19 protein-coding genes are annotated in these 21,445 nt (G+C 63.2%); 15 read left to right on the top strand and 4 right to left on the bottom strand.

Annotation, left to right across the window (positions count from 1 at the left end; all coding sequences use genetic code 11):
• Window positions 1-60: 60 nt before the first annotated feature.
• The 5 genes from torD (at window position 61) to ACB032_RS00715 (ending at window position 5,568) form a co-directional block, all read left to right on the top strand.
• Window positions 61-705 carry a molecular chaperone TorD gene (gene torD / locus ACB032_RS00735; protein ID WP_043120979.1) on the top strand — a complete coding sequence of 215 codons (645 nt, stop codon included), beginning with the start codon at window positions 61-63 and terminating at the stop codon, window positions 703-705.
• A gap of 7 nt (window positions 706-712) precedes the next feature.
• Entirely contained in the window at window positions 713-1,081 is a 369-nt protein-coding gene (locus tag ACB032_RS00730; RefSeq protein ID WP_016351742.1) for a hypothetical protein, read from the top strand.
• Between the two features lie 169 nt (window positions 1,082-1,250).
• Window positions 1,251-2,390 (top strand): hypothetical protein, encoded by a 1,140-nt coding sequence (locus ACB032_RS00725; RefSeq protein ID WP_011707106.1) that lies wholly within the window; start codon window positions 1,251-1,253, stop codon window positions 2,388-2,390.
• Entirely contained in the window at window positions 2,380-3,012 is a 633-nt protein-coding gene (locus ACB032_RS00720; protein WP_029299278.1) for a hypothetical protein, read from the top strand. Before ACB032_RS00725 ends, ACB032_RS00720 begins: the two co-directional genes overlap by 11 nt.
• A 105-nt stretch (window positions 3,013-3,117) precedes the next feature.
• Window positions 3,118-5,568 (top strand): EAL domain-containing protein, encoded by a 2,451-nt coding sequence (locus ACB032_RS00715; protein ID WP_371137134.1) that lies wholly within the window; start codon window positions 3,118-3,120, stop codon window positions 5,566-5,568.
• Between the two features lie 47 nt (window positions 5,569-5,615).
• Here ACB032_RS00715 and ACB032_RS00710 read toward each other — a convergent pair whose 3' ends face one another.
• The gene (locus ACB032_RS00710; protein WP_241871872.1) at window positions 5,616-5,912 is read right to left on the bottom strand and encodes a hypothetical protein; all 297 of its coding nucleotides are present in this window, start codon (window positions 5,910-5,912) and stop codon (window positions 5,616-5,618) included.
• A 168-nt stretch (window positions 5,913-6,080) separates the two neighbouring features.
• On the opposite strand from ACB032_RS00710, the gene acs reads away from it, so the two are divergent.
• The 7 genes from acs to ACB032_RS00675 all read left to right on the top strand — a co-directional run bounded on the left by acs (window position 6,081) and on the right by ACB032_RS00675 (window position 13,955).
• Window positions 6,081-8,027 carry an acetate--CoA ligase gene (acs, locus tag ACB032_RS00705; protein WP_371137133.1) on the top strand — a complete coding sequence of 649 codons (1,947 nt, stop codon included), beginning with the start codon at window positions 6,081-6,083 and terminating at the stop codon, window positions 8,025-8,027.
• A 266-nt stretch (window positions 8,028-8,293) separates the two neighbouring features.
• Complete coding sequence (gene aroQ, locus ACB032_RS00700) at window positions 8,294-8,743, top strand: type II 3-dehydroquinate dehydratase (protein WP_016351748.1); 450 nt, start codon at window positions 8,294-8,296, stop codon at window positions 8,741-8,743.
• A 36-nt stretch (window positions 8,744-8,779) separates the two neighbouring features.
• Window positions 8,780-9,235, top strand: coding sequence for an acetyl-CoA carboxylase biotin carboxyl carrier protein (gene accB / locus ACB032_RS00695; protein ID WP_011707112.1), 456 nt, complete (start codon window positions 8,780-8,782; stop codon window positions 9,233-9,235).
• 15 nt (window positions 9,236-9,250) lie between these two features.
• Window positions 9,251-10,591, top strand: coding sequence for an acetyl-CoA carboxylase biotin carboxylase subunit (gene accC / locus ACB032_RS00690; RefSeq protein WP_011707113.1), 1,341 nt, complete (start codon window positions 9,251-9,253; stop codon window positions 10,589-10,591).
• A gap of 112 nt (window positions 10,592-10,703) precedes the next feature.
• The gene (locus ACB032_RS00685; protein WP_016351749.1) at window positions 10,704-10,982 is read left to right on the top strand and encodes a YhdT family protein; all 279 of its coding nucleotides are present in this window, start codon (window positions 10,704-10,706) and stop codon (window positions 10,980-10,982) included.
• Complete coding sequence (panF, locus tag ACB032_RS00680) at window positions 10,972-12,450, top strand: sodium/pantothenate symporter (protein ID WP_017409311.1); 1,479 nt, start codon at window positions 10,972-10,974, stop codon at window positions 12,448-12,450. Before ACB032_RS00685 ends, panF begins: the two co-directional genes overlap by 11 nt.
• A 77-nt stretch (window positions 12,451-12,527) precedes the next feature.
• Window positions 12,528-13,955, top strand: coding sequence for a PTS transporter subunit EIIC (locus ACB032_RS00675; protein WP_202001739.1), 1,428 nt, complete (start codon window positions 12,528-12,530; stop codon window positions 13,953-13,955).
• Window positions 13,956-13,957: 2 nt separating this feature from the next.
• Here ACB032_RS00675 and ACB032_RS00670 read toward each other — a convergent pair whose 3' ends face one another.
• Entirely contained in the window at window positions 13,958-14,830 is an 873-nt protein-coding gene (locus tag ACB032_RS00670; RefSeq protein ID WP_371137132.1) for a LysR family transcriptional regulator, read from the bottom strand.
• 100 nt (window positions 14,831-14,930) lie between these two features.
• Here ACB032_RS00670 and ACB032_RS00665 point away from each other — a divergent pair, with 100 nt between their 5' ends.
• The 3 genes from ACB032_RS00665 to ACB032_RS00655 all read left to right on the top strand — a co-directional run bounded on the left by ACB032_RS00665 (window position 14,931) and on the right by ACB032_RS00655 (window position 18,094).
• Window positions 14,931-15,947, top strand: a complete 1,017-nt coding sequence (locus ACB032_RS00665) for a zinc-binding alcohol dehydrogenase family protein (protein WP_371137131.1) — start codon at window positions 14,931-14,933, stop codon at window positions 15,945-15,947.
• 525 nt (window positions 15,948-16,472) lie between these two features.
• Entirely contained in the window at window positions 16,473-17,351 is an 879-nt protein-coding gene (gene prmA, locus ACB032_RS00660) for a 50S ribosomal protein L11 methyltransferase (protein WP_005298012.1), read from the top strand.
• A gap of 179 nt (window positions 17,352-17,530) precedes the next feature.
• The gene (locus ACB032_RS00655; protein WP_371137130.1) at window positions 17,531-18,094 is read left to right on the top strand and encodes a sugar O-acetyltransferase; all 564 of its coding nucleotides are present in this window, start codon (window positions 17,531-17,533) and stop codon (window positions 18,092-18,094) included.
• A 577-nt stretch (window positions 18,095-18,671) separates the two neighbouring features.
• On the opposite strand, the gene ACB032_RS00650 is transcribed toward ACB032_RS00655, so the two are convergent.
• Together ACB032_RS00650 and ACB032_RS00645 are read right to left on the bottom strand one after the other, a co-directional pair.
• Window positions 18,672-19,220 carry an NAD(P)H nitroreductase gene (locus ACB032_RS00650; protein ID WP_024944291.1) on the bottom strand — a complete coding sequence of 183 codons (549 nt, stop codon included), beginning with the start codon at window positions 19,218-19,220 and terminating at the stop codon, window positions 18,672-18,674.
• Between the two features lie 106 nt (window positions 19,221-19,326).
• Window positions 19,327-21,342 carry an NADPH-dependent 2,4-dienoyl-CoA reductase gene (locus ACB032_RS00645; RefSeq protein WP_319897080.1) on the bottom strand — a complete coding sequence of 672 codons (2,016 nt, stop codon included), beginning with the start codon at window positions 21,340-21,342 and terminating at the stop codon, window positions 19,327-19,329.
• Between the last annotated feature and the right edge of the window lie 103 nt (window positions 21,343-21,445).

The following is a 21,445-nucleotide window of genomic DNA, read 5'->3' as shown; positions in this document are numbered from 1 at the left end:
CTGCCAAAGCCGTTAGAATCGGGCTCAGTCTGCTTCCCGCTTGCCATCCACGGAGGAAAAATGCAGGAATTTCTGGCCACTAGCGAACGTCGGGCCGAACTTTACTGGTGGTTTGCGACCCTGTTTACCGCCCAGCTCAGCGACGAACAGATCGCCGAATACGACAGCTATGATGTGCGAAGCTTCCTGAAGAGCCTCTCCACGCTCGATCCGATGCGCCCGGCCGTGGCCGAGCTCAATGACGCCATCGCCCGCCTGCTGGTGCGCCCCGAGCGTGCCAACGCGCTGGCCAGCGACTTCCATGAGCTGTTCCTGGCCAACGACGCCGTCTCTCCCCATGAATCCGCCCACCTGGACGCCGCTGCGCTCGAGCGCATGCAGGCGCGGCTGAGCCGGCTCAATATCGATGTCAGCGCCAAATACCAACAACCGGTCGATCATCTGGGGGTCGAACTGGATCTGATGGGCAATCTCATCATTCGCGCCGCCGAAGCCGCCAGCGCCGATCTGCGCGAACAGTGGCTCGGCGAGCAGGAGGCCTTGCTGCACGGCCATCTGCTGGCCTGGTTCCCGCATTTCGAGCGCGCCTGCCGCGCCGCCGATCCGTTTGGCTTCTACGGCGCCAGCGCCCGCCTGCTGGGGGTCTTCCTCACCATGGATGCCAACTACCTCAGCCTGGTCAAACCGGCGCCAGCCGCCGACTGAGTTCGACATGAAGACGGCCCTGCTGCTGATCGCCTGCTGGCTGCTGGCCCTGATCCCGCTGGATCAGGGCCTTACCCCCCTCGTGACCCTGCTGTTCAACCCGGACCGCGTCCTCTACGGTACCGCCCAGCTCACAGGTTTCGCCGGCATCCTGCTGACCCTCTACCTCGCCAATCTCGGGGTGGAGGTGGTGCTGCGCCGCCGCTTCCAGATAGCGGGCATGCTGGCCCTGCTGGCCGCCTGGGTCGACTTCATCAACAGCAGCGGCAGCGAGGCCCACTGGCTGCTGCTGCTCGCCCTGGCGCTGCCGTTTCACGGGCTCGGCCTGCTGGTGCTGGTGCGCGGCATCCAGGCCTTCGGCCGCCAGAAAGGCTGATAAACCGCCAAAACTATTACAAATCATGACAGCCCGATCCGCCCATCCGCCCTTGTCACAAGGGCAGGCCCTCAATTGCTGGTAACATTCGCTTACATTCAGCTCCCGTTCAGTTTCGCCACAACCGTTATAGTGCCGCTCCTTTTCCAACCAATGCAGGAGCATCAGCATGCCTCCACAGGATGCACGCATCACGGGTCTCGACCTGTTGCGAGGGCTCGTCATCTTCATGGCCGTCTTCGAGCACTACACCGGCTACCTCAACTACTGGTACATCGACTTCTTCAACCGGGAACACGCCCTGTGGGACAGCTTCTATCTGTCGCACAAGGCGATGGCCGGCCAGCTGCTGCCCATGGATCACACCACGGCCCAGGTCTCGGCCTGGCTCATTCCCTGGGTCAGCCAGATCTACCTGGCGCTGGCCGCCTTCAACCTCAGCCGCCGCGATCAGGCCAGCTTCAGACCGCAGCTGGGCGGCAAGCTGGTGCTGTTCGCCAGCATCATTCTGGTGCTCTATGTGGAAGGGCTGGTGATCGCCCCCAACTTCGGCGAGGCCATCTCGTTCTATCCGGTGATGCTGTGGATGTGCCTGCTGGCGCTCTTCTCGCTGGTCTACGCCTGGTTCGGCATTCGCGGCATGCTGCTGCTGACCCTGCTCAGCCTGCTGCTGGATCAGCTCGGCGTGCAGGATCTGCTCGGTCACATCGACGGCTGGATGAAGCTGCACGTGCATCCCGACTACGAGCTGGATGCCCGCCTCGACCTCTTCATGGCCAGCGGCTGCTTCGGCTTCCTCTATGGCTGGTGCTGGCATCAGCGGCCCCAATGGCGGGATCGCCTCAACGCCCTGGTGCTGACGCTCTCGCTGGTGGCGCTGGCCGTCTATCTCATGTTCGGCGAGACCAGCACGGTCGAGCTCAGCGACATCTACGCCAACGAACACGAACTGGCGATGGACATGGTCGGCCGCGCCGGCATCTGGGGCATGGAGTTTCTGGTGATCGGGGCCGTGCTCTGGCTGCATCAGCGCAACATCCGGTTGTGCTGGCGCCCGCTCAACTGGATCGGCATGTACTCGCTGACCGTCTTCATCTTCCACAAGAGCATCTTCGTGCACCTGTGGGGCCCGCTCTTGCTGTGGTGGACCGCCCGTCAAGGCACCATCTTGCCCAACAACTTCGGCCTCATCATGGCGCTCAGCGCCACCAGCGTGCTGCTCATCTACGCCTTCCAGCGCTCCGGCATCATCTGCCACCTGATGGGCATGCACCAGGACCGGGACTGGGCGCGGCTCTATGGCAAATAAGTGCTGGCTGCCGCTGCTGTTCCTGACCCTGCCCCTGTCGGCCAAAGAGCCGGACAACCAGTGGCAACTAGGCGGTCAGTGGCAGCTCGGCAGCAATCAGGCGGGGGTCAGCGCCGATGCCAGCATGCAGTTCTGGCTCGCCTATGAGCGGGAAACCCAGGTCGGCCTGCTCTTCGCCGATGGCCAGAGCGCCGGGCTGGCCTTGCCACTCTACAAAAAGAGCTTCTTCGCCGTCGGCGTCGCCCCCATGCAGGTGGTCGATCGCAACCGCTTCAGCGCCTTCTGGCGCCTCGGCTGGCAACTGGACGACGATCACCAGCTCACCTTGGGCCAGCTCTATGACGTCAGCGGCCGTTATGGCCAGCTCTGGTACATGGAGCACAGCCTGCCGCTGCCGGCCGAGATCTCCCTCAACCTCTGGCTGACCCGGGGCAGTCAGGCCCACATGGCCGCCTATGGGGCAGACGAGGGCCTGCGGGACTGGGGAGTCACGCTGGAACGCAGCTGGCGCTGGCAGCAGTGGCGCCTTGGCACCGAGTTCGGCGCCAAGCAGTGGCTCATCAAGGAGCACGACTGGCAACCGATGATCAACCTGACCCTGAGTTATCACTTCAGCTGGTAACACCGCACAAAGGGGGCGAATGACGCCCCCTCTCTTCCCTCCAGAATGCTTCATGCCATACTGACAGCAGCTTAAATGACAAAGAAGTCAATTCAGGAGCGCGCGATGGGTGAAGAGACTTTCAATGCCATGCCGGATCCACCGCTGGCGGGGCAATTGAACATGAACGAGCTGCAGCAGCTGTTCGAACTGGCCCCGTTTGGCATAGGCGTGTTTGACCGTCACTTCCGCTGCCGCAGCGTCAACCAGACCCTGGCCGATCTCAACGGCCTCTCCCGAGAAGAGCACTACGGCAGATACCTGCGCGAAATCGTCCCCACGCTGGCTCCGGTGCTGGAACCCCTGTTCCAGCAGATCATCAGCAGCGGCGTCCCCCGGGTCGAGCTGAACCTGAGCGGCCATACCGCAGCCCATCAGGGTCGGCAGCGCCACTGGCAGGCGATTTACAGCCCCATGCTGGATGAACAGGGGGTGCCCGACCGCATCCTCACCATAGTGCGGGATGTCACCGAGCAGGTCGAAGCGCAGCAGCGGCTGCAACTGGCCATGAGTGCCGGCCAGATCGGGGTGTGGGAGTGGCATGTGACGGAGGACAGGCTGCAGTTTGACGGCCAGGTCGAGCGCCTGCTCGGCACCTCGGCCAGCCAGTTTCAGGGGGGGATGGAGCAGTTCATCAAGCGCTTCGATCCGCTCTCTGGCGAGCAGTTCAGGGCGGCGGTCAACGGCACGGCCCCCATTCACCTCACCCTCGGCTATCTCGGGCCGGATCAGTTGCGGGGCTGGGTCGACATTCACGCCGATCACGTGGCGGCCACCGACCATCAGGGGCGGCGCATCACCGGAGTAATCCACGACGCCACCAGTCGCTGCAACCAGGAGGACAAGCTGCGCCAGGCCAACGTGGTGTTCGAGACCGCCGCCGAAGGCATCATCATCATGGATGGCCAGCGCCAGATCATCTCGGTCAACCCGGCCTTTTCCAGCATGACTCAATATGAAGAGGCGGAGATCGTGGGCAAGTCGCCGGAGGCCATCATGCACCCGCGCCGCCACACCGACATCGATTATCCCTGGCATACCCTGTTGCCCGGCAGTCACGCCTGGCATGGCGAGATGATGTGTCTGCGCAAGGATGGCGGCTACTTCACCTCCTGGCAGCATGTCAGCGCCGTGCACGACAGTCGCCACAACACCACCAACTACGTCATTGCCTTCTCCGACATCAGCGCCATTCGCAAGGCCGAAGCGCAGCTCAACCACCTCGCCTATCACGATCCCCTGACCGAGCTCGGCAACCGCAACCTGCTGCAGGAGCGGCTGGAGCTGGAACTCAAGACAGCCCAGCTCAACCAGCAGCAACTGGCCCTGCTGTTCATCGATCTGGACGGCTTCAAGCTGATCAACGACACCCTGGGCCATCGCGCCGGCGATGAACTGCTCAAGCTGCTGGCCGAGCGGATCCGCCGCGTCCTGCGCCACAACGACGTGGCCGCCCGGCTCGGTGGCGATGAATTCCTGGTGCTGATCCCCTTCTTTGAACGGCCACAGGAGCTGGAGCGACTTGCCGAGCAACTGCTGGCCAGCCTGCGCGAGCCGGTCGAACTCGGCCACGAGCGGGTGGCCGTCTCCGCCAGCATCGGCATCGCCCTCTATCCGGAACACGCCACCAGCCCGGATACCCTGGTCAGCGCCGCCGACAGCGCCATGTACGAGGCCAAGAACCGGGGCCGCAACGGCTATCTGTTCTATACCCCGGACATGACCGAGCAGACCCGGGAGCGAATGAGCATGGAGCAGGGACTCTTCAAGGCCATCGAGCAGCATCAGCTCTGCGTCCTCTATCAGCCCATGACGGAGCTCGCCAGCAACCGTATGAGCGGGCTGGAGGCCCTGCTGCGCTGGCAGCACCCCAGCGAGGGGATGATAGGGCCCACCCGCTTCATCCCGGTGGCCGAGGAGTGCGGGCTTATCGAACAGATCGGCGAATGGGTGATGCGCACCGCCTGCCGGCAGGGACAGGCGTGGCTGGCCGCCGGACTGGCGGTACCCAGGCTGTCGATCAATGTGTCGGTGCGGGAGATGCGCTCGGCAGGTTACGTGGAGCGGGTCGCCGCCATCCTGGCCGAGACCCGCTTCCCGCCAGAGAAGCTGGAGATAGAGGTCACCGAGAGCATCATCCAGCGAGTCGATCAGAGCCTGCAGCTGTTCAGACGCCTGAAGGCGCTGGGGGTACAGATCGCCATCGACGACTTCGGCACCGGCTTCTCATCCTTGAGTCTGCTCAAGAGCCTGCCCATCGATCGCATCAAGATTGACCGCACCTTCGTGCAGGCACTGCCCGATGACAAGCACAGCCGGGAGCTGTGTCGCACCATCATCAACCTGGCCGACAGCCTGGGCATGGTGGTCACCGCCGAAGGGATTGAGACCCAGGCCCAGCGCCAGTTTCTGCAGTCACTGCACTGCCAGGAGGGGCAGGGTTATCTGTTCAGCCACCCGCTGGCCGAGCCCCATCTGGCCGAGCAGCTGGGCTCGCGCAAGGGCGCCTGGTGCTAGCGGTGCGCCGGGATCCGCGCCGCACCAGCGGCGCAGGTGACGCTAAATCAGTTGAAGGTCAGCCTGGCATCCCACCCTTCGTCCTGCTGCCGGCGTGACTCTTCCAGCAACGAGTCCTGTGGATAGGCGGATTTTTTCTCTTCGAGGGTGACGGACACCGACGGCTTGCGCGCCAGCCAGGCCTCGCTCAACTGACCGCTGATGTGGTCCCGCAGGGATGGCGAAGCGGGCTGTGCCGGTGTCAGCGCAAGGCCGTTGGCATGGGGGGCGGCCAATGCGGCCTCATCGGTGGCCTGCGGGGCCTCGAACTGCCAGAGGGAGGAGCACAATAGCAGGGTCAACATGGGACTATCTCCGTCGCTAAAACGACGTTTTACCCAATCAGCGATGAATTGTCATCGGCTCGACTGTAAGAGGATGTTGCCATCTATCCAAAAGTCTAATTGCCCTCCCTCGCCAAAGGTATAAGTTGTTACCTAATCATTACAAGAATGTATTCAAAGGAGTGACACATGAGCGAGAGCAAGGTCTACCCGGTCAAAGCCCACATCAGCAACGGCGCCCTGCTGGACAAGGCAGGCTATGAAGCCATGTACCGGGCCTCGGTGCAGGATCCGGATGCCTTCTGGGGCGAGCAGGGCAAGATCCTCGACTGGATGAAGCCCTACACCAAGGTCAAGAACACCTCCTATGATCCGGGCCACGTCTCCATCAAATGGTATGAAGACGGCCTGCTCAACGTCTCAGCCAACTGTCTGGACCGTCATCTGGCCCAGCGTGGCGACAAGGTCGCCATCATCTGGGAAGGGGACAACCCGACCGAAGATCGCAAGCTCACCTACCGCGAGCTGCACACCGAGGTGTGCAAGTTTGCCAACGTCTTGAAGGCGCAGGGAGTGCATCGCGGCGACGTGGTCTGCCTCTACATGCCCATGGTGCCGGAAGCCGCCATCGCCATGCTGGCCTGTACCCGCATCGGCGCGGTGCACAGCATCGTCTTCGGCGGTTTCTCGCCGGAGGCCTTGGCCGGTCGCATCATCGACTCCGGCTCTTCCATCGTCATCACCGCCGATGAAGGGCTGCGCGGCGGCCGCCCGGTGCCGCTCAAGAAGAATGTGGATGAAGCGCTCACCAACCCGGAGACCAAGGTCAACAAGGTGATCGTGCTCAAGCGCACCGGCGGCAACATCGCCTGGCACAACCACAGGGACATCTGGTGGCACGACGCCGTCGCCACCGTCAGCGCCGACTGCCCGCCCGAGGCGATGGGGGCCGAAGATCCGCTCTTCATCCTCTACACCTCCGGCTCCACCGGCAAACCCAAGGGGGTGCTGCACACCACCGGCGGCTATCTGGTCTATGCCACCCTCACCTTCAAGTACATCTTCGACTACCACGAAGAGGACATCTACTGGTGTACCGCCGACGTGGGTTGGGTCACCGGCCACTCCTATCTGGTCTACGGGCCGCTTGCCAATGGCGCCACCACCATCATGTTCGAAGGGGTGCCCAACTACCCGGCCACCAACCGCATGAGCCAGGTGGTGGACAAGCACCAGGTCAGCATTCTGTATACCGCCCCTACCGCCATCCGCGCGCTGATGGCCAAGGGCAACGAGGCGGTCGCCGGCACCTCCCGTTCGAGCCTGCGCATCATGGGCTCGGTGGGCGAGCCCATCAACCCGGAAGCCTGGGAGTGGTATTACCGCACCATCGGCGAGGAGCGCTGCCCCATCGTCGATACCTGGTGGCAGACCGAGACCGGCGGCATCCTGATCAGCCCGCTGCCCGGCGTCACCGATCTCAAGCCAGGCTCGGCTACCCGTCCCTTCTTCGGCGTGCAGCCGGCGCTGGTGGACAACATGGGCGAGCCGCTGGAGGGGGCCACCGAGGGCAACCTGGTGATCACCGACTCCTGGCCGGGCCAGATGCGCACCGTGTTCGGCGATCACGAGCGGTTCGAGCAGACCTATTTCTCCACCTTCCCCGGCCGCTACTTCACCGGCGACGGTGCCCGTCGCGACGAGGATGGTTACTACTGGATCACCGGACGGGTGGATGATGTACTGAACGTCTCCGGTCACCGCATGGGCACCGCCGAGATTGAATCCGCGCTGGTCTCCCATCCCAAGATCGCCGAAGCGGCGGTGGTGGGCGTGCCGCACGAGATCAAGGGCCAGGGCATCTACGCCTATGTCACCCTGATCGCCGGCGAGGAGCCGAGCCGGGAGCTGCACAAGGAGGTGAAGGAGTGGGTTCGCAAGGAGATCGGCGCCATCGCCACCCCGGACGTGATCCACTGGGCCGAGGGGCTACCCAAGACCCGCTCCGGCAAGATCATGCGGCGAATTCTGCGCAAGATCGCCACCGGCGAGACCGACAGCCTGGGGGATATCTCCACCCTGGCGGATCCGGGCGTGGTGGACAAGCTGATCCGCGAGAAGTCGGAAGCAGCCTGATCCTGACTGCGTTCCTGCCTCCAAAGCCGGCCTCGAGCCGGCTTTGTCGTCTTTGCTACTGAGCGTTTCAACAATGCACCAATTAGCGCAAAAAATAGACAGATGTAGAGATTAGACCAGTAAAATGCTGCTAATTTTCACGAAATCAATATAATTGCGAAATCTGTGTGCCAGTGCACACCGATTTGCGCAGAAAATGACTAGATTTCTGATAGTCCACAAGATGGCTGACAGATAGCAGCATTATCATCGAGGATGTACTCAATATGTCGCAAAAACACCGAATTCTCCTGCTCAACGGGCCGAACCTGAACCTGCTGGGCAAACGGGAACCGGGCATCTACGGCAGCAAGACGCTCGATGAGATCGTCGCCGATCTGACGCACAACGCCGGCGAACTCGGGGTCACACTGGAACACCTGCAATCCAATGCCGAACATGAGTTGGTCGGCCGCATCCACCAGGCCATGGGTCAGGTGGATTTCATCATCATCAACCCGGCCGCCTTCACTCACACCAGCGTCGCCATCCGCGATGCGCTGCTGGGTGTGGCCATCCCCTTTATCGAGGTTCACCTGTCCAACGTCCATGCCAGGGAACCCTTCCGTCATCACTCCTATCTGTCTGATGTCGCCAAGGGGGTCATTTGTGGGCTGGGGGCCGATGGCTACCAATTCGCTTTAACCGCGGCCGTGCACCAGTTGCGCGCGGCTTGATAATCACTGATCAGATAAAGAAGAAAGAGAATGCTAATGGATATCCGCAAAATCAAGAAGCTGATTGAACTGGTTGAAGAGTCCGGCATCGCCGAACTGGAGATCTCCGAAGGTGAAGAGTCCGTTCGCATCAGCCGCAACTTCTCCGGTCAGGTGACCGCTGCTCCGCAGATGATCATGCAACAAGCTGCCGCCCCGGTTGCCGCTCCTGCCGCCGCACCGGCTGCTGCTGCCCCGGCTGCCGACGCCATCCCGAGCGGTCACCTGATGCGCTCCCCGATGGTTGGCTCCTTCTACCGCTCCTCCAGCCCGGAAGCCAAGCCGTTCGTGGAAGTCGGTCAGCACGTCAATGTCGGCGATACTCTGTGCATCGTCGAAGCCATGAAAATGATGAACCAAATCGAGTCTGACAAGGCCGGTGTGATCAAAGCGATCCTGGTTGAAAATGGTCAGGCCGTCGAATTCGACGAGCCGCTGTTCATCATCGAATAAGGGAAGTCGCCACCCATGTTGGACAAAGTAGTCATCGCCAACCGCGGTGAAATTGCCCTGCGGATCCTGCGCGCCTGCAAAGAGCTCGGGATCAAGACAGTGGCCGTTCACTCCACCGCCGACCGGGAGCTCAAGCATGTGCTGCTGGCCGACGAAACCATCTGTATCGGCAAGCCGGCCAGTACCGACTCCTACCTCAATGTGCCGGCCATCATCGCCGCCGCCGAGGTGACCGGTGCCGTCGCCATCCACCCGGGTTACGGTTTCCTCTCCGAGAACGCCGACTTCGCCGAAGTGGTCGAGAAATCCGGTTTCATCTTCATCGGCCCGCGCGCCGAGACCATTCGCCTGATGGGTGACAAGGTCTCCGCCATCGAGGCGATGAAGAAAGCGGGCGTGCCCTGCGTACCGGGCTCCGACGGTCCGGTCGACAGCGACGCCAAGCACAACGCCGCCATCGCCAAGCGCATTGGCTATCCGGTGATCATCAAGGCCGCCGGTGGCGGTGGTGGTCGCGGCATGCGCGTGGTGCGCAGTGAAGCCGAGCTGTCTGCCGCCATCGCGCTGACCAAATCCGAAGCAGGCCAGTTCTTCAAGAACGACATGGTCTACATGGAGAAGTACCTGGAGAACCCGCGCCACATCGAGATTCAGGTGTTGGCAGACGGCCAGGGCAACGCTCTCTACCTGGGCGAGCGCGACTGCTCCATGCAGCGTCGTCACCAGAAGGTGGTCGAAGAGGCGCCGGCACCCGGCATCACCGAAGAGATGCGCAAGTTCATCGGTGAGCGCTGCGTGCGCGCCTGTATCGAGATCGGCTACCGCGGTGCGGGCACCTTCGAGTTCCTGTACGAGAACGGCGAGTTCTATTTCATCGAGATGAACACCCGTATCCAGGTTGAGCACCCGGTCACCGAGCTGGTCACCAGCGTGGATCTGATCAAGGAGCAGCTGCGCATTGCCGCCGGTCAGCCCCTGTCGATCACCCAGCAGGACATCCGCATCCGTGGCCATGCCATCGAATGCCGGATCAACGCCGAAGACCCGGCCACCTTCATGCCGTCTCCGGGCCTGATCCAGCGCTTCCACGCGCCGGGCGGTCTGGGCGTCCGTTGGGATTCCCACATCTACGCCGGCTACAAGGTACCGCCCTACTACGACTCCATGATCGGCAAGCTGATCTGTTACGGTGAAAACCGCGACGTCGCCATCGCCCGCATGCGTCAGGCGCTGGACGAGCTGGTGGTGGAAGGGATCAAGACCAACGTCTCCCTGCAAAAAGAGATCATGAAGGACGAAAACTTCCAGCACGGTGGGACCAACATCCACTACCTGCACAAGAAGCTCGGTCTGTAAGGATCCTTGACGAAGACCGCAATGTCGGTGAACGTCGGCTCCGCAAGGAGCCTCTGTTGAAAAAGGGCCATGGCGACATGGCCCTTTTTTGTTATCCTTGCGCCCCTCAAAATTGTCGGAGGCCAAGGTGAATCGTTTCGCGCTCGCTCGCCGGGAAGCAGCCCTCTGCCTGCTGCTGACCCTGCTCTACTTCCTTGCCTGGTATGGCACGGCCTATTTCATCCCCGCAGAGATCGAATGCTGGGACATGCCGCTCTGGTTCCTGCTCAGCTGCATCCTGATGCCGCTGCTGTTCATCGTGCTGTGCGGCCTGATGGTGGATCGTCTGTTCGTGGACATCCCCCTCGACTCCCCTCCCCTCGATGCCAAGGAGCCTTCCCATGAATCTTGAGCTGATGCTGCCGCTCATCATCTATCTGGTGCTGGTGCTGGGAGTCGGCTTCTGGGCCAGCCGCCACCGGGTGGGCGGCGACTTCGTGCAGGAGTACTTCATCGGCAACCGCAGCATGGGCGGGCTGGTGCTGGCCATGACCCTGGTGGCCACCTACACCTCTGCCTCCTCCTTCATCGGCGGGCCGGGGGCGGCCTACAAGATCGGGCTGGGCTGGGTGCTGCTGGCGATGATCCAGCTGCCCACCGTCTGGCTCACCCTGGGGGTGCTTGGCAAGAAGTTCGCCATCATCGCCCGCCGGGTCAATGCGGTGACCATCAACGACATGCTGTGGGCCCGCTACCAGAGCAAGGCGGTGGTGGTGCTGGGCTCGGTCACCATCATCCTCGCCTTCATCGCCACCATGGTGGTGCAGTTCATCGGTGGCGCCCGTCTGCTGGAGACCGCCACCGGCCTCAGCTACCAGCAGGGGCTCCTGCTGTTTGCCAGCTGCGTGCTGCTCTACACGGTGATCGGCGGCTTTCGCGCCGTGGTGATGACCGATGCGCTGCAGGGGATCATCATGCTGATCGGCACCGGCGCCCTGCTGGCGGGCATTCTGGTGGCCGGTGACGGCCTGCCCAATCTCATCCACCAGCTCAAGGTGATCGATCCCAAGCTGGTGAGCCCGCAGGGGGCCGGCGACCTGCTGACCCAGCCCTTCATGCTGAGCTTCTGGGTGCTGGTCTGCATCGGGGTGGTGGGGCTGCCCCACTCGGCGCTGCGCTGTTTCGGCTATCGCGACAGCAAGGCGCTCCATCGCGGCATCCTCATCGGTACCATCGTCAGCGCCTTGCTGATGTTCGGCATGCACCTGGCCGGCGCGCTGGGCCGCGCCATCCTGCCCGGCATGGACAGCCCGGACAAGATCATGCCCTCCCTGATGATGGAGGTGCTGCCCCCCTGGCTGGCGGGGGTCTTCCTGGCGGCGCCCATGGCGGCCATCATGTCCACCATCGACTCCCAGCTGATCCAGGCCTCCGCCACCCTGGTGAAGGATCTCTACCTCAACTACCTGAGCCCGGAGAAGGCCGGCCAGGAGAAGCTGGAGGTGCGGGTGCCGCGCCTCTCCCTGCTCTGCACCCTGATCCTGGGCACCCTGGTACTGCTGGCGGCGCTGCAGCCCCCCGAGATGATCATCTGGCTCAATCTGCTCGCCTTCGGCGGCCTGCAAGCGGTGTTCCTGTGGCCACTGGTGCTTGGCCTCTACTGGTCGCGGGCCAACGGCCCGGGGGCCCTGGCCAGCATGGTGTGCGGCATCCTCTGCTACGCCATCCTGAGCCAGTGGGAGATCAAGCCGGCCGGCCTGCACGCCATCGTGCCGAGCCTGGGGCTGGGGCTGATTGCCTTCGTGCTGGTCAGCCTGCTGACCCCGGCCCCGAGCCAGCATGTGCGGCGCTTGTTTGAGCCGCAATCATCGATGGATTAATAAAGGGTTCCGAAACTATCCCAAAATGGGTGTTTTACGGGTAAACTGTGCGCCATGTCACAAAATACTGCGCCCTTATGCCCGTACAGAACGCCAGACAGATCCTGACCCAAGCCCTGCAGCGACTCGGTTACGCCCTGTTGCTGCCGGTCTCCATCCTGCCGCTGGCCGCGCTGCTCTATCGGCTCGGCCAGCCGGACGTGCTGGATCTGGCGGTGCTCTCCCTCACCGGCCGCGCCCTGTTCAGCCAGATGCCGCTCATCTATGCGGTGGCCATCGCCTTCGGGCTGAGCCGCCAGGGTGAAGGTACCCAGGCGCTGGCCGGCGCGGTCAACTTTCTGCTGCTGAGCTCGGCGCTCGGCACCCTGGCTCCCGGCCTGCACAGCGACATGATCTGCGGCCTGCTGGCGGGATTGACCACCGCCATCGTCTACCCCTGGCTCAAGCGCCACCCCATGCCCCACTGGCTGCGGCTGGTCAACGGTGACTTCACCAGCCTGCTCGCCTCGGCGCTCGCCAGTCTGTTGCTGGCCTTCCCCCTGGCGCTGCTCTGGCCGCTGCTGGAACAGGGCATCACCCTGCTCGCCTCCGAACTGCTCACTACCCCGTTTGGCGCCTTCTGCTACGGCGTGTTGAACCGGCTGCTGATCCCGCTCGGCCTGCATCAGGTGCTGGGCAGTCTCATCGGGCTGGGGGAGAGCAACCTGCAGGCACTGGCCAGCGCCCAGCCGCTGCACGAAGGCTATGTGGCCGGGCTCTACCCCATCATCATGTTTGGCCTGCCGGGCGCCTGCTTCGCCATCTGGCTGCACCGCCAGCGCATGCAGCGACTGCCGCAGGGGGGATTGCTGCTCACCCTGGCGCTCACCTCGGCGCTGGTGGGCATCACCGAACCCATCGAGTTCCTGTTCGCCTTCACCGCCCCCTGGCTGTTTCTGGCCCACGCCCTGCTGACCGGCCTGTCACTCGCCACCTGCAGCGCGCTCGGCATCAAGGTGGGCAGCTACTTCTCCGCCGGCCTGCTGGATCTGGTGCTGAGCTACCACGCCGGCGAGCACAGCTTCTGGCTCATTCCGGTCGGCATCCTGTTCTTCGTCGCCTACACCTTGCTGTTCTATCAGCTGCTGGAGCGCACACCCCTCAGCCTGCCGAGCAAGCCCATCGCGCCGGAGCATCCGCGCCTAGCCAGCGTCGCTCCCTCCGATCCACAGATGCTGGCGATCCAGTACCTCAAGGTGCTGGGCGGCATGGACAACCTGCAGGCGATGAGCGTCTGCCTCACCCGCCTCAGCCTGCGGGTGCGCGACATCTCGCTGGTGGATCAATCCCGCCTGCTGGGGCTGGGCTGCCTCTCCTGGATCCAGCTCAACGACCATCAGCTGGTGCTGGTGCTGGGCCCCAACGCCAGCCTGATCGAGGGGCAGATCCGCATGCTGGCGGAGCGCCAGTCGGTACCGCTCGGCCTCAAACCCAATCAGGAGTCCGCCGGCCAGAGCGGCTGGTAGCCTCAGGCAAACGGCAACCGCTCGGCGACAAAGTCCATCAGGCTACGCAGGGCGGGCGCCAGGTGCTCCCGGCTCGGATAGATGAGGTAGAAGGGGTTGACCGGAATGGGGTGACTCGGCAGCACCTTCTGCAAGCGTCCCGCCGCGAGATCCCCCTCGCAGACGTGATGGGGCAGCAGGGCAATTCCCCCCTCGTTGATGGCCAGCTCCCGCAGCGCCAGCAGGCTGTTGCTCAGACAAGCCCCCTGCGGCCGCCAACCTCCCTCCTGCAACGGCCACACCGGCAGCGACGTGTGCACCAGGCAGGCGTATCGTCCCAGCTCGCTCAGCTGTTGCGGCATGCCGTGGGCCGCCAGATAGGCGGGCGCCGCCACCAGATGGCGCGGCACCTGACCGATGCGCCGGCAGATCAGGCTGGAATCTTTCAGCGGCGCCGCCCGCAGCGCCAGATCGTAACCCTCCCCCACCAGATCGAGCTGCTCATCGCAGAGGGTCAGCTCCAGCACCACCTCGGGGTAGAGGGCCCGAAACTCGGCCAGGATCCGGCCAAGCAACAGTGTACCCGTCGCCTCCGGCGCGGTGATCCGCACCCGCCCGGCCGGGGCCGCGCGCAGCCGCGCCATCGCCAGATTGGCGCTGCGGGCCAGCGCCAGCAGCGCCCGGCACTGCTCCACATAGACCTCCCCCTGTGGGGTCAGGCTCAGCCGGCGGGTAGTGCGCTGCAACAGGCGCACCCCGAGCTGGGATTCGAGCCGCGAGATCTTCTGGCTGACCGAGGATTTGGGCATGCCGAGCAGCTCGGCCGCGCCGGTAAAACTGCCCTGCTCCACCACGGTGGCAAACAGCCCCATCAGCTCCAGTTCGACATTGTTCATATATTCAAACAGTCTTTACCAATTACCCATCTTAATCTGAATAATCAACCAGACTAGAATGGCTGGCAATCCCCATCCAACCGATTTGAAAGGAACTGCCATGAAAGCCATCGCCCTGACCCACTATCTGCCGAGCGATCACCCCCACTGCTTCATCGAAGCCAATCTGGCCGACCCGACACCGGGCCCGCACGACCTGCTGGTGAGGGTCAAGGCCACCTCCATCAACCCGGTCGACACCAAGGTGCGCGCCCCCAAGGCCAAGGTCGAGAGCAGCCCGCGAGTGCTGGGCTGGGACGCCGTGGGCGAAGTGATCGCCGTCGGCCGCGAGGTGACCCTGTTCAAGGCGGGCGACCGGGTCTGGTATGCCGGCGACATCAGCCGCCCCGGCAGCAACAGCACCCTCCAACTGGTGGATGAGCGCATCGCCGCCCTCGCCCCCACCAGCCTGAGCGACCTGGAAGCGGCCGCCCTGCCGCTCACCGCCATCACCGCCTGGGAGACCCTGTTCGAGCGCATGCGCCTCACCCGCGAGAGCAGCGGCAAGCTGCTGATCATCGGCGGCGCCGGCGGGGTCGGCTCCATCGCCATCCAGCTGGCCCGCCAGCTCACCGGCATGGAGGTGATCGCCACCGCCTCCCGCCCCGAGACCCGGGCCTGGTGCCTGCAGATGGGGGCCCACCAGGTGGTGAGCCATCACCAGTTGCAGGAGGAGATCACCGCGCTCGGCATCAATCAGGTGGACGCCATCTTCTGCACCAATGCCACCGAGCAGCACTGGGATGCCATGGCCAGCCTCATCAGCCCGTTCGGCCATATCTGCACCATCGCAGAATCGAGCGTGCCCTGGGACCTCTCCCTGCTCAAGAGCAAGAGCGTCACCTTCAGCCAGGAGTTCATGTTCACCCGCTCCCTGTTCCAGACCCCGGACATGATCGAGCAGCACAACCTCCTGGGGCTGGTCGCCGCCCTGGTGGACCAGGGCGTGGTCAAGACCACCCTCAGCAAGGTGGTGGCCGAGCTGACCCCGACTACCCTGGCTCAGGCCCATGCCGAGGTGGAAGCCGGCCGCATGGTGGGCAAGCTGGTGATCGACATGAGCCGGTTCGGCAACTAATCCCTTATGGGTAAAAACTGCACCATCATGGGGTGAACTCACCAGTGACAAGCCCCATCACTGCACAGCTCACATCAGGCAACAGACAGTCACCACGCAGCATCACCATAAAAAGAGCCAAAAAAAGGGGCCATCCCGCCGGGATGGCCCTAAATACCTGAACGTTGGGGTAACAATCACACACATATCCTTATGCAGGACCTCTGTATCTTTGCAGCTAGTGTGCCAATCCCGCCCGCCTCCCCGCTTGCTTGCCACATTGCACCCTGCCATAGGGCCTACAGCCCCCGGCCTCACCGCAGACAAAAAAAAGCCACCCGAAGGTGGCTGAAAAAGATGACGGAACTTTCCTAGAGCAAAGCATTCAGCGGGAACAGGTTGCTTCCCGTCACCCAATGAGGAATACACGAACCGTGCCAACTCGGCAAAGTCCCCATCCTCCACCACACTGCATGGGCAAACCACGACAGCACACGCCCATGATGATAGAATCCCGCGGTTTCACATTTATGAAGAGTCGACGCCATGCCCTGGATACAAATTCGAATCAACGCCACTGCCAAGACCGCAGACAAGGTGAGCAACATGCTGCTGGGGCGTGGTGCCCAGGCGGTGACCTTTATGGATGCCAAGGATGTGCCCGTTTATGAACCCATGCCGGGCGAAACCCCGCTGTGGGGCGAGACCGAAGTAATGGGGCTGTTCGACGCCGAAACCGATCCGGCGCCCACCATCGCCTTCTTCCAGCAGATCTTCGGTGAAGACGTGGGCTACAAGGTGGAGCAGCTGGAAGACAAGGACTGGGTGCGCGAGTGGATGGATCACTTCCATCCCATGCAGTTCGGCGAGCGCCTGTGGATCTGCCCGAGCTGGCGCGACGTGCCAAACCCCGATGCGGTCAACGTCATGCTGGATCCGGGTCTGGCCTTCGGTACCGGTACCCACCCCACCACGGCGCTCTGCCTGCAGTGGCTGGACGGGCTGGATCTGGCCGGTAAAACCGTGGTCGACTTTGGTTGCGGCTCCGGCATCCTCGGCATCGCCGCCCTGAAACTGGGCGCCGCCAGAGTCATCGGCATCGACATCGATCCGCAGGCCATCCAGGCCAGCCGTGACAACGCGATGCGCAATGGCGTCGCCGATCAGATCGAGCTCTATCTGCCGGCGGATCAGCCGCAAGATGTCGAAGCGGACGTAGTGGTCGCCAACATCCTGGCCGGCCCGCTGCGCGAACTGGCGCCGCTTATCGCCGGCCACGGCAAAGCGGGCAGCCTGATGGCCCTCTCCGGTGTGCTGGAAAGCCAGGCGCCAGAGCTGGAGACCATCTACGGCCAGTGGTTCGAGATGGACCCGACCGCCGTCAAGGAAGAGTGGTGCCGGCTCTCCGGCCGCAAACTCGGCTAAGCGGCACTTGCCAAACTATCAACGGGGCTCCCACGTGGGAGCCCCGTCTGTTTTCAACCCGCCCGCAGCAGCCATCTCTCTGATGCTGCCCGTAGCGGGCCGCTGATCACGGTTATCCGGCGGCCGGACCGCTAACATGTGAACCCCATGCGCCACCAAGGCAAGCCACAGGAGCCGCCATGACCGAGTACGACAAGATGATCGCCAGCCAGCCTTACAACTGCATGGCACCGGAACTGGATCTGTTGCGCCGGGAGACGGCACGCCTGTACCGCCGCTTCAATCGCAGCGACGAGGCGGATGAACAGCTGGTGCTGCTGCAGCAGATCGTCGGCGAGCTGGCTCAGGGCGCCTTCATCTGCCCGCCCCTCTACTGCACCTATGGCCGCCACATCCACCTTGGCGAGCGCAGCTACATCAACATGGGGGCCACCCTGCTGGACAACGCCCCCATTCGCATCGGCGCCGAGGTAATGATCGGGCCGAACGTGCAGATCTACACCGCCGCCCACGCGCTAGACGCCGATGAACGGATCCAGGGGGTCGAAACCGCGCTGCCGGTCACCATCGAGGACAGGGTCTGGATCGGCGGCGGCGCCATCCTGCTACCCGGCGTCACCATAGGGCGGGAGGCCATCGTGGGCGCCGGAGCCGTGGTCACCAAAGACGTGCCGGCCGGCGCCCGGGTGGTGGGCAACCCGGCCCGCGTGCTGCCCGCCAAAGGCAAGACGCCGGTGAGCTAGCAACACGTACCGAAAACCACCCGTAAAAGGTGGGTTTGCCGGTATCAGGGAGTTAAGGGAACCAGCGCCTGCAAAGCGCCCATCAAAATGAAGCTCAATGTCATCAAGACCATGATGGCCTGTAAAAAGGTGACCTTTCCGGTCCTAGGAGGTTGAGAGTACCGACACCTGAAAAGCGCCCATAAAAATGAAGCCCAATATCATCAAGACCATGATGGCCTGTAAAAAGGCGACCTTTCCGGTCCTAGGAGGTTGAGAGTGCCAACACCTGCAAAGCACCCATAAAAATGAAGCCCAATGTCATCAAGACGTTGGGCTGTAAAAAGGTGCTACGGAATTGCGACTCTCATCGCAGAAAATTAGAAGGGGTCACCTTCTAAACTGGCACAGGGATATTAACGAGGCGCAAACGTTTTACATAGCGTAATAAACCAGGATTGAGAACGGCATCTCACTATTTAAAAAATTCCCTGCCAGCCACGGCCTCCCTCTTGGCAATCCTCCAAATATCAGTACAGCCTGTCACCAGAAACAAAAAAGCCCTGACGAGTCAGGGCCTTGCCGGTAATGAAGCAGACTAGAAGCGGCGCACGAACTCGCTCACCGGCAGCTCGCGCAGCTTGCGGGCCTCCAGCATGGGGGTACCAAGGTAGAGGAAGCCCACCAGCTGATCCTCCGGTGCCAGTCCCAACCCTTCATTGATCTGCTCGTCGAAAATGAACCAGCCGGAGCGCCAGATGCCGTTGAAGCCCTGGGCCTGGGCCGCCATCTGCATCGCCATCAGGGCGCAGCCGGCGGAGAGCTCCTGCTCCAGCCGCGGCACCTTGGGGTGCTCCTGATAGCGGGTTGCCACCGCGATCAGCAGCGGCGCGCGCAGCGGGGCCTCCTGACACTTCTTGATGCTCTCCTCATCCTCGCCGCGGCTGCGAGCGGCCTGTGCCAGCAGGGTACCGAGCCGTTCGCGCCCCTCCCCTTCGAACAGGATGAACTGCCAGGGGGTCAAGGTGCCGTGATCCGGCGCCCGCAGCCCGGCCTTGAGGATATTGTCGAGTACCTCGCCGCTCGGGGCGGGCTCGGCCAGACGACCACAGGAGTGACGATTCAGTAACAGGTGGAGGGCATCCATGGGCAGTTCCTTGTCAGGGGCTATGATGGCGCTACCTTAGCACAGCACCGGATGAAGAAAACCCCTGAGCATCAGGGGTTTGTCGCAATACGTGGCGGCCCGTCGCCTAGATGACCGCCGCCAGTTCGGCCCCCTGGCGGATGGCGCGCTTGGCGTCCAGCTCGGCGGCCACGTCGGCGCCGCCGATGATGTGTACCGGCTTGCCCGCCGCCTGCAGACCGGCCTGCAGCTCCTTGAGCGGCTCCTGGCCGGCGCAGATGATCACCTGATCCACCGGCAGGCACTGCTGCTGTTCGCCCACCTGAATGTGAAGCCCCTCGTCGTCGATGCGCAGGTACTGCACGCCGGAGAGCATCTCCACCTTGCGGTTCTTGAGCACGGTGCGGTGGATCCAGCCGGTGGTCTTGCCAAGGCCGTCGCCCACCTTGCTCTCCTTGCGCTGCAGCAGCCAGACCTGGCGCTCGGGAGCGTCGATCACCGGGGCCATCAAGCCGCCGCGCTCGCCGAGCTGCTTGTCGATGCCCCACTCCTTGAGCCAGTGATCGCGACTGCGATCCCCCTTGCCCTCTACCAGATATTCCGCCACGTCAAAACCGATGCCGCCGGCACCGATCACCGCCACCTTCTCGCCCACCGGCTTGTGATCCCGCAAGACATCGAGATAGCTCATCACCTTGGCATGCTCGATACCCGGAATGTTGGGGGTGCGCGGGCGGATGCCGGTGGCGAGGATCACCTCGTCAAAACCGCCGCCCAAGAGACTCTCGGCACTCTGGCGCTGGCCCAGGTAGAGTTCGACACCGCACTTCTCCAGCCGCTTGGCAAAGTAGCGCAGGGTTTCGTGAAACTCCTCCTTGCCCGGGATCTGCTTGGCGAAGTTGAACTGGCCGCCGATCTCGCTGGCCTGATCGAACAGGCTCACCTGATGGCCGCGCTCGGCAGCATAACAGGCAAACGCCAGCCCGGCGGGACCTGCGCCCACCACCGCGAGCTTCTTGGGCTGGGGCACCCGGCCGAAGATGAGCTCGGTCTCGAAGCAGGCGCGCGGGTTGACCAGGCAGGAGGCCCGCTTCTGTTTGAACACGTGATCCAGGCAGGCCTGGTTGCAGGCGATGCAGGTGTTGATCTCGTCCGCCCGGTTCTCGGCGGCCTTGATGACAAATTCGGGGTCGGCCAGGAAGGGGCGCGCCATGGAGACCATATCCGCCTCGCCGCCCGCCAGAATGCGCTCGGCCACCTCGGGGGTGTTGATGCGGTTGGTGGTGATAAGCGGCACACTCAGATGTTTCTTGAGCTCCGCCGTCACCCAGCTGAAGGCGCCGCGCGGCACGCTGGTGGCGATGGTGGGAATGCGCGCCTCGTGCCAGCCGATGCCGGTATTGATGAGGGTGACCCCCACCTGTTCCAGCGCCTTGCCAAGGGCGATCACTTCCTCAAGGGAGGAGCCCTGCTCCACCAGATCCAGCATGGAGAGGCGGAAGATGATGATGAAATCCGGCCCGACCCGCTCGCGGATGGCGCGGACAATCTCCACCGGGAAGCGCATGCGCTTTTCGCTGCTGCCGCCCCAGCCATCGGTGCGCTTGTTGGTGCGCTCGCAGATGAACTGGTTGATAAGATAGCCTTCCGACCCCATCACCTCGACCCCGTCGTAGCCCGCACTTCTGGCCAGTTGCGCGGTGGCGGCGAAGTCGCGGATGGTACCGCGGATCTGCCGCTCGCTCATGGCGCGCGGCTTGAACGGAGAGATGGGGGCCTTGAGGGCACTCGGCGCCAGGCTGAACGGATGATAGGCGTAGCGGCCGGCATGGAGGATCTGCAGCGCTATCTTGCCCCCCTCCTGATGCACCGCACTGGTCACCTTCTTGTGCTTGGCCACCTGCCAGGGAAAGCTCAGCTGGGATCCGTGGGGCACCAACCGGCCGCGCAGATTGGGGGCGATGCCGCCGGTCACGATGAGGCCGACCCCGCCCCGGGCACGCTCGCCATAGAAGGCGGCCAGCTTGTCAAAGCCTCCCTTCTCCTCTTCGAGGCCGGTGTGCATGGATCCCATCAACACGCGGTTGCGCAGCTGGGTAAAGCCGAGATCGAGGGGGGTCAGCAGGGTCGGGTAACGGCTCATCATGAACTCCTTGTCGGGGCCGGGCTGGATGGCACCACGCCCATTCTCCACCGTCCGGACTCAAGCCCGGAACACGACGGCAGGATGGGTGGGCGGCTCACAG

This window comes from Aeromonas sp. S5(2024) (genome assembly GCF_041403025.1).
Lineage (GTDB): Bacteria > Pseudomonadota > Gammaproteobacteria > Enterobacterales > Aeromonadaceae > Aeromonas > Aeromonas hydrophila.
Note: the sequence above shows the minus strand (reverse complement) of the source record. Positions and strands in the feature narration are given on the sequence as shown.

What these genes read in the sequence shown, in the direction of transcription:
- ACB032_RS00715 (WP_371137134.1), top strand. Translation starts at nt 3,118, where the DNA reads ATGGGTGAAGAGACTTTCAATGCCATGCCGGATCCACCGCTGGCGGGG.
- prmA (WP_005298012.1), top strand. Translation starts at nt 16,473, where the DNA reads ATGCCCTGGATACAAATTCGAATCAACGCCACTGCCAAGACCGCAGAC.
- ACB032_RS00665 (WP_371137131.1), top strand. Translation starts at nt 14,931, where the DNA reads ATGAAAGCCATCGCCCTGACCCACTATCTGCCGAGCGATCACCCCCAC.
- ACB032_RS00675 (WP_202001739.1), top strand. Translation starts at nt 12,528, where the DNA reads ATGCCCGTACAGAACGCCAGACAGATCCTGACCCAAGCCCTGCAGCGA.
- accB (WP_011707112.1), top strand. Translation starts at nt 8,780, where the DNA reads ATGGATATCCGCAAAATCAAGAAGCTGATTGAACTGGTTGAAGAGTCC.
- acs (WP_371137133.1), top strand. Translation starts at nt 6,081, where the DNA reads ATGAGCGAGAGCAAGGTCTACCCGGTCAAAGCCCACATCAGCAACGGC.
- torD (WP_043120979.1), top strand. Translation starts at nt 61, where the DNA reads ATGCAGGAATTTCTGGCCACTAGCGAACGTCGGGCCGAACTTTACTGG.
- ACB032_RS00650 (WP_024944291.1), bottom strand. Translation starts at nt 19,220, where the DNA reads ATGGATGCCCTCCACCTGTTACTGAATCGTCACTCCTGTGGTCGTCTG.
- aroQ (WP_016351748.1), top strand. Translation starts at nt 8,294, where the DNA reads ATGTCGCAAAAACACCGAATTCTCCTGCTCAACGGGCCGAACCTGAAC.
- ACB032_RS00670 (WP_371137132.1), bottom strand. Translation starts at nt 14,830, where the DNA reads ATGAACAATGTCGAACTGGAGCTGATGGGGCTGTTTGCCACCGTGGTG.
- ACB032_RS00725 (WP_011707106.1), top strand. Translation starts at nt 1,251, where the DNA reads ATGCCTCCACAGGATGCACGCATCACGGGTCTCGACCTGTTGCGAGGG.
- panF (WP_017409311.1), top strand. Translation starts at nt 10,972, where the DNA reads ATGAATCTTGAGCTGATGCTGCCGCTCATCATCTATCTGGTGCTGGTG.
- accC (WP_011707113.1), top strand. Translation starts at nt 9,251, where the DNA reads ATGTTGGACAAAGTAGTCATCGCCAACCGCGGTGAAATTGCCCTGCGG.
- ACB032_RS00710 (WP_241871872.1), bottom strand. Translation starts at nt 5,912, where the DNA reads ATGTTGACCCTGCTATTGTGCTCCTCCCTCTGGCAGTTCGAGGCCCCG.
- ACB032_RS00720 (WP_029299278.1), top strand. Translation starts at nt 2,380, where the DNA reads ATGGCAAATAAGTGCTGGCTGCCGCTGCTGTTCCTGACCCTGCCCCTG.
- ACB032_RS00655 (WP_371137130.1), top strand. Translation starts at nt 17,531, where the DNA reads ATGACCGAGTACGACAAGATGATCGCCAGCCAGCCTTACAACTGCATG.
- ACB032_RS00645 (WP_319897080.1), bottom strand. Translation starts at nt 21,342, where the DNA reads ATGAGCCGTTACCCGACCCTGCTGACCCCCCTCGATCTCGGCTTTACC.
- ACB032_RS00730 (WP_016351742.1), top strand. Translation starts at nt 713, where the DNA reads ATGAAGACGGCCCTGCTGCTGATCGCCTGCTGGCTGCTGGCCCTGATC.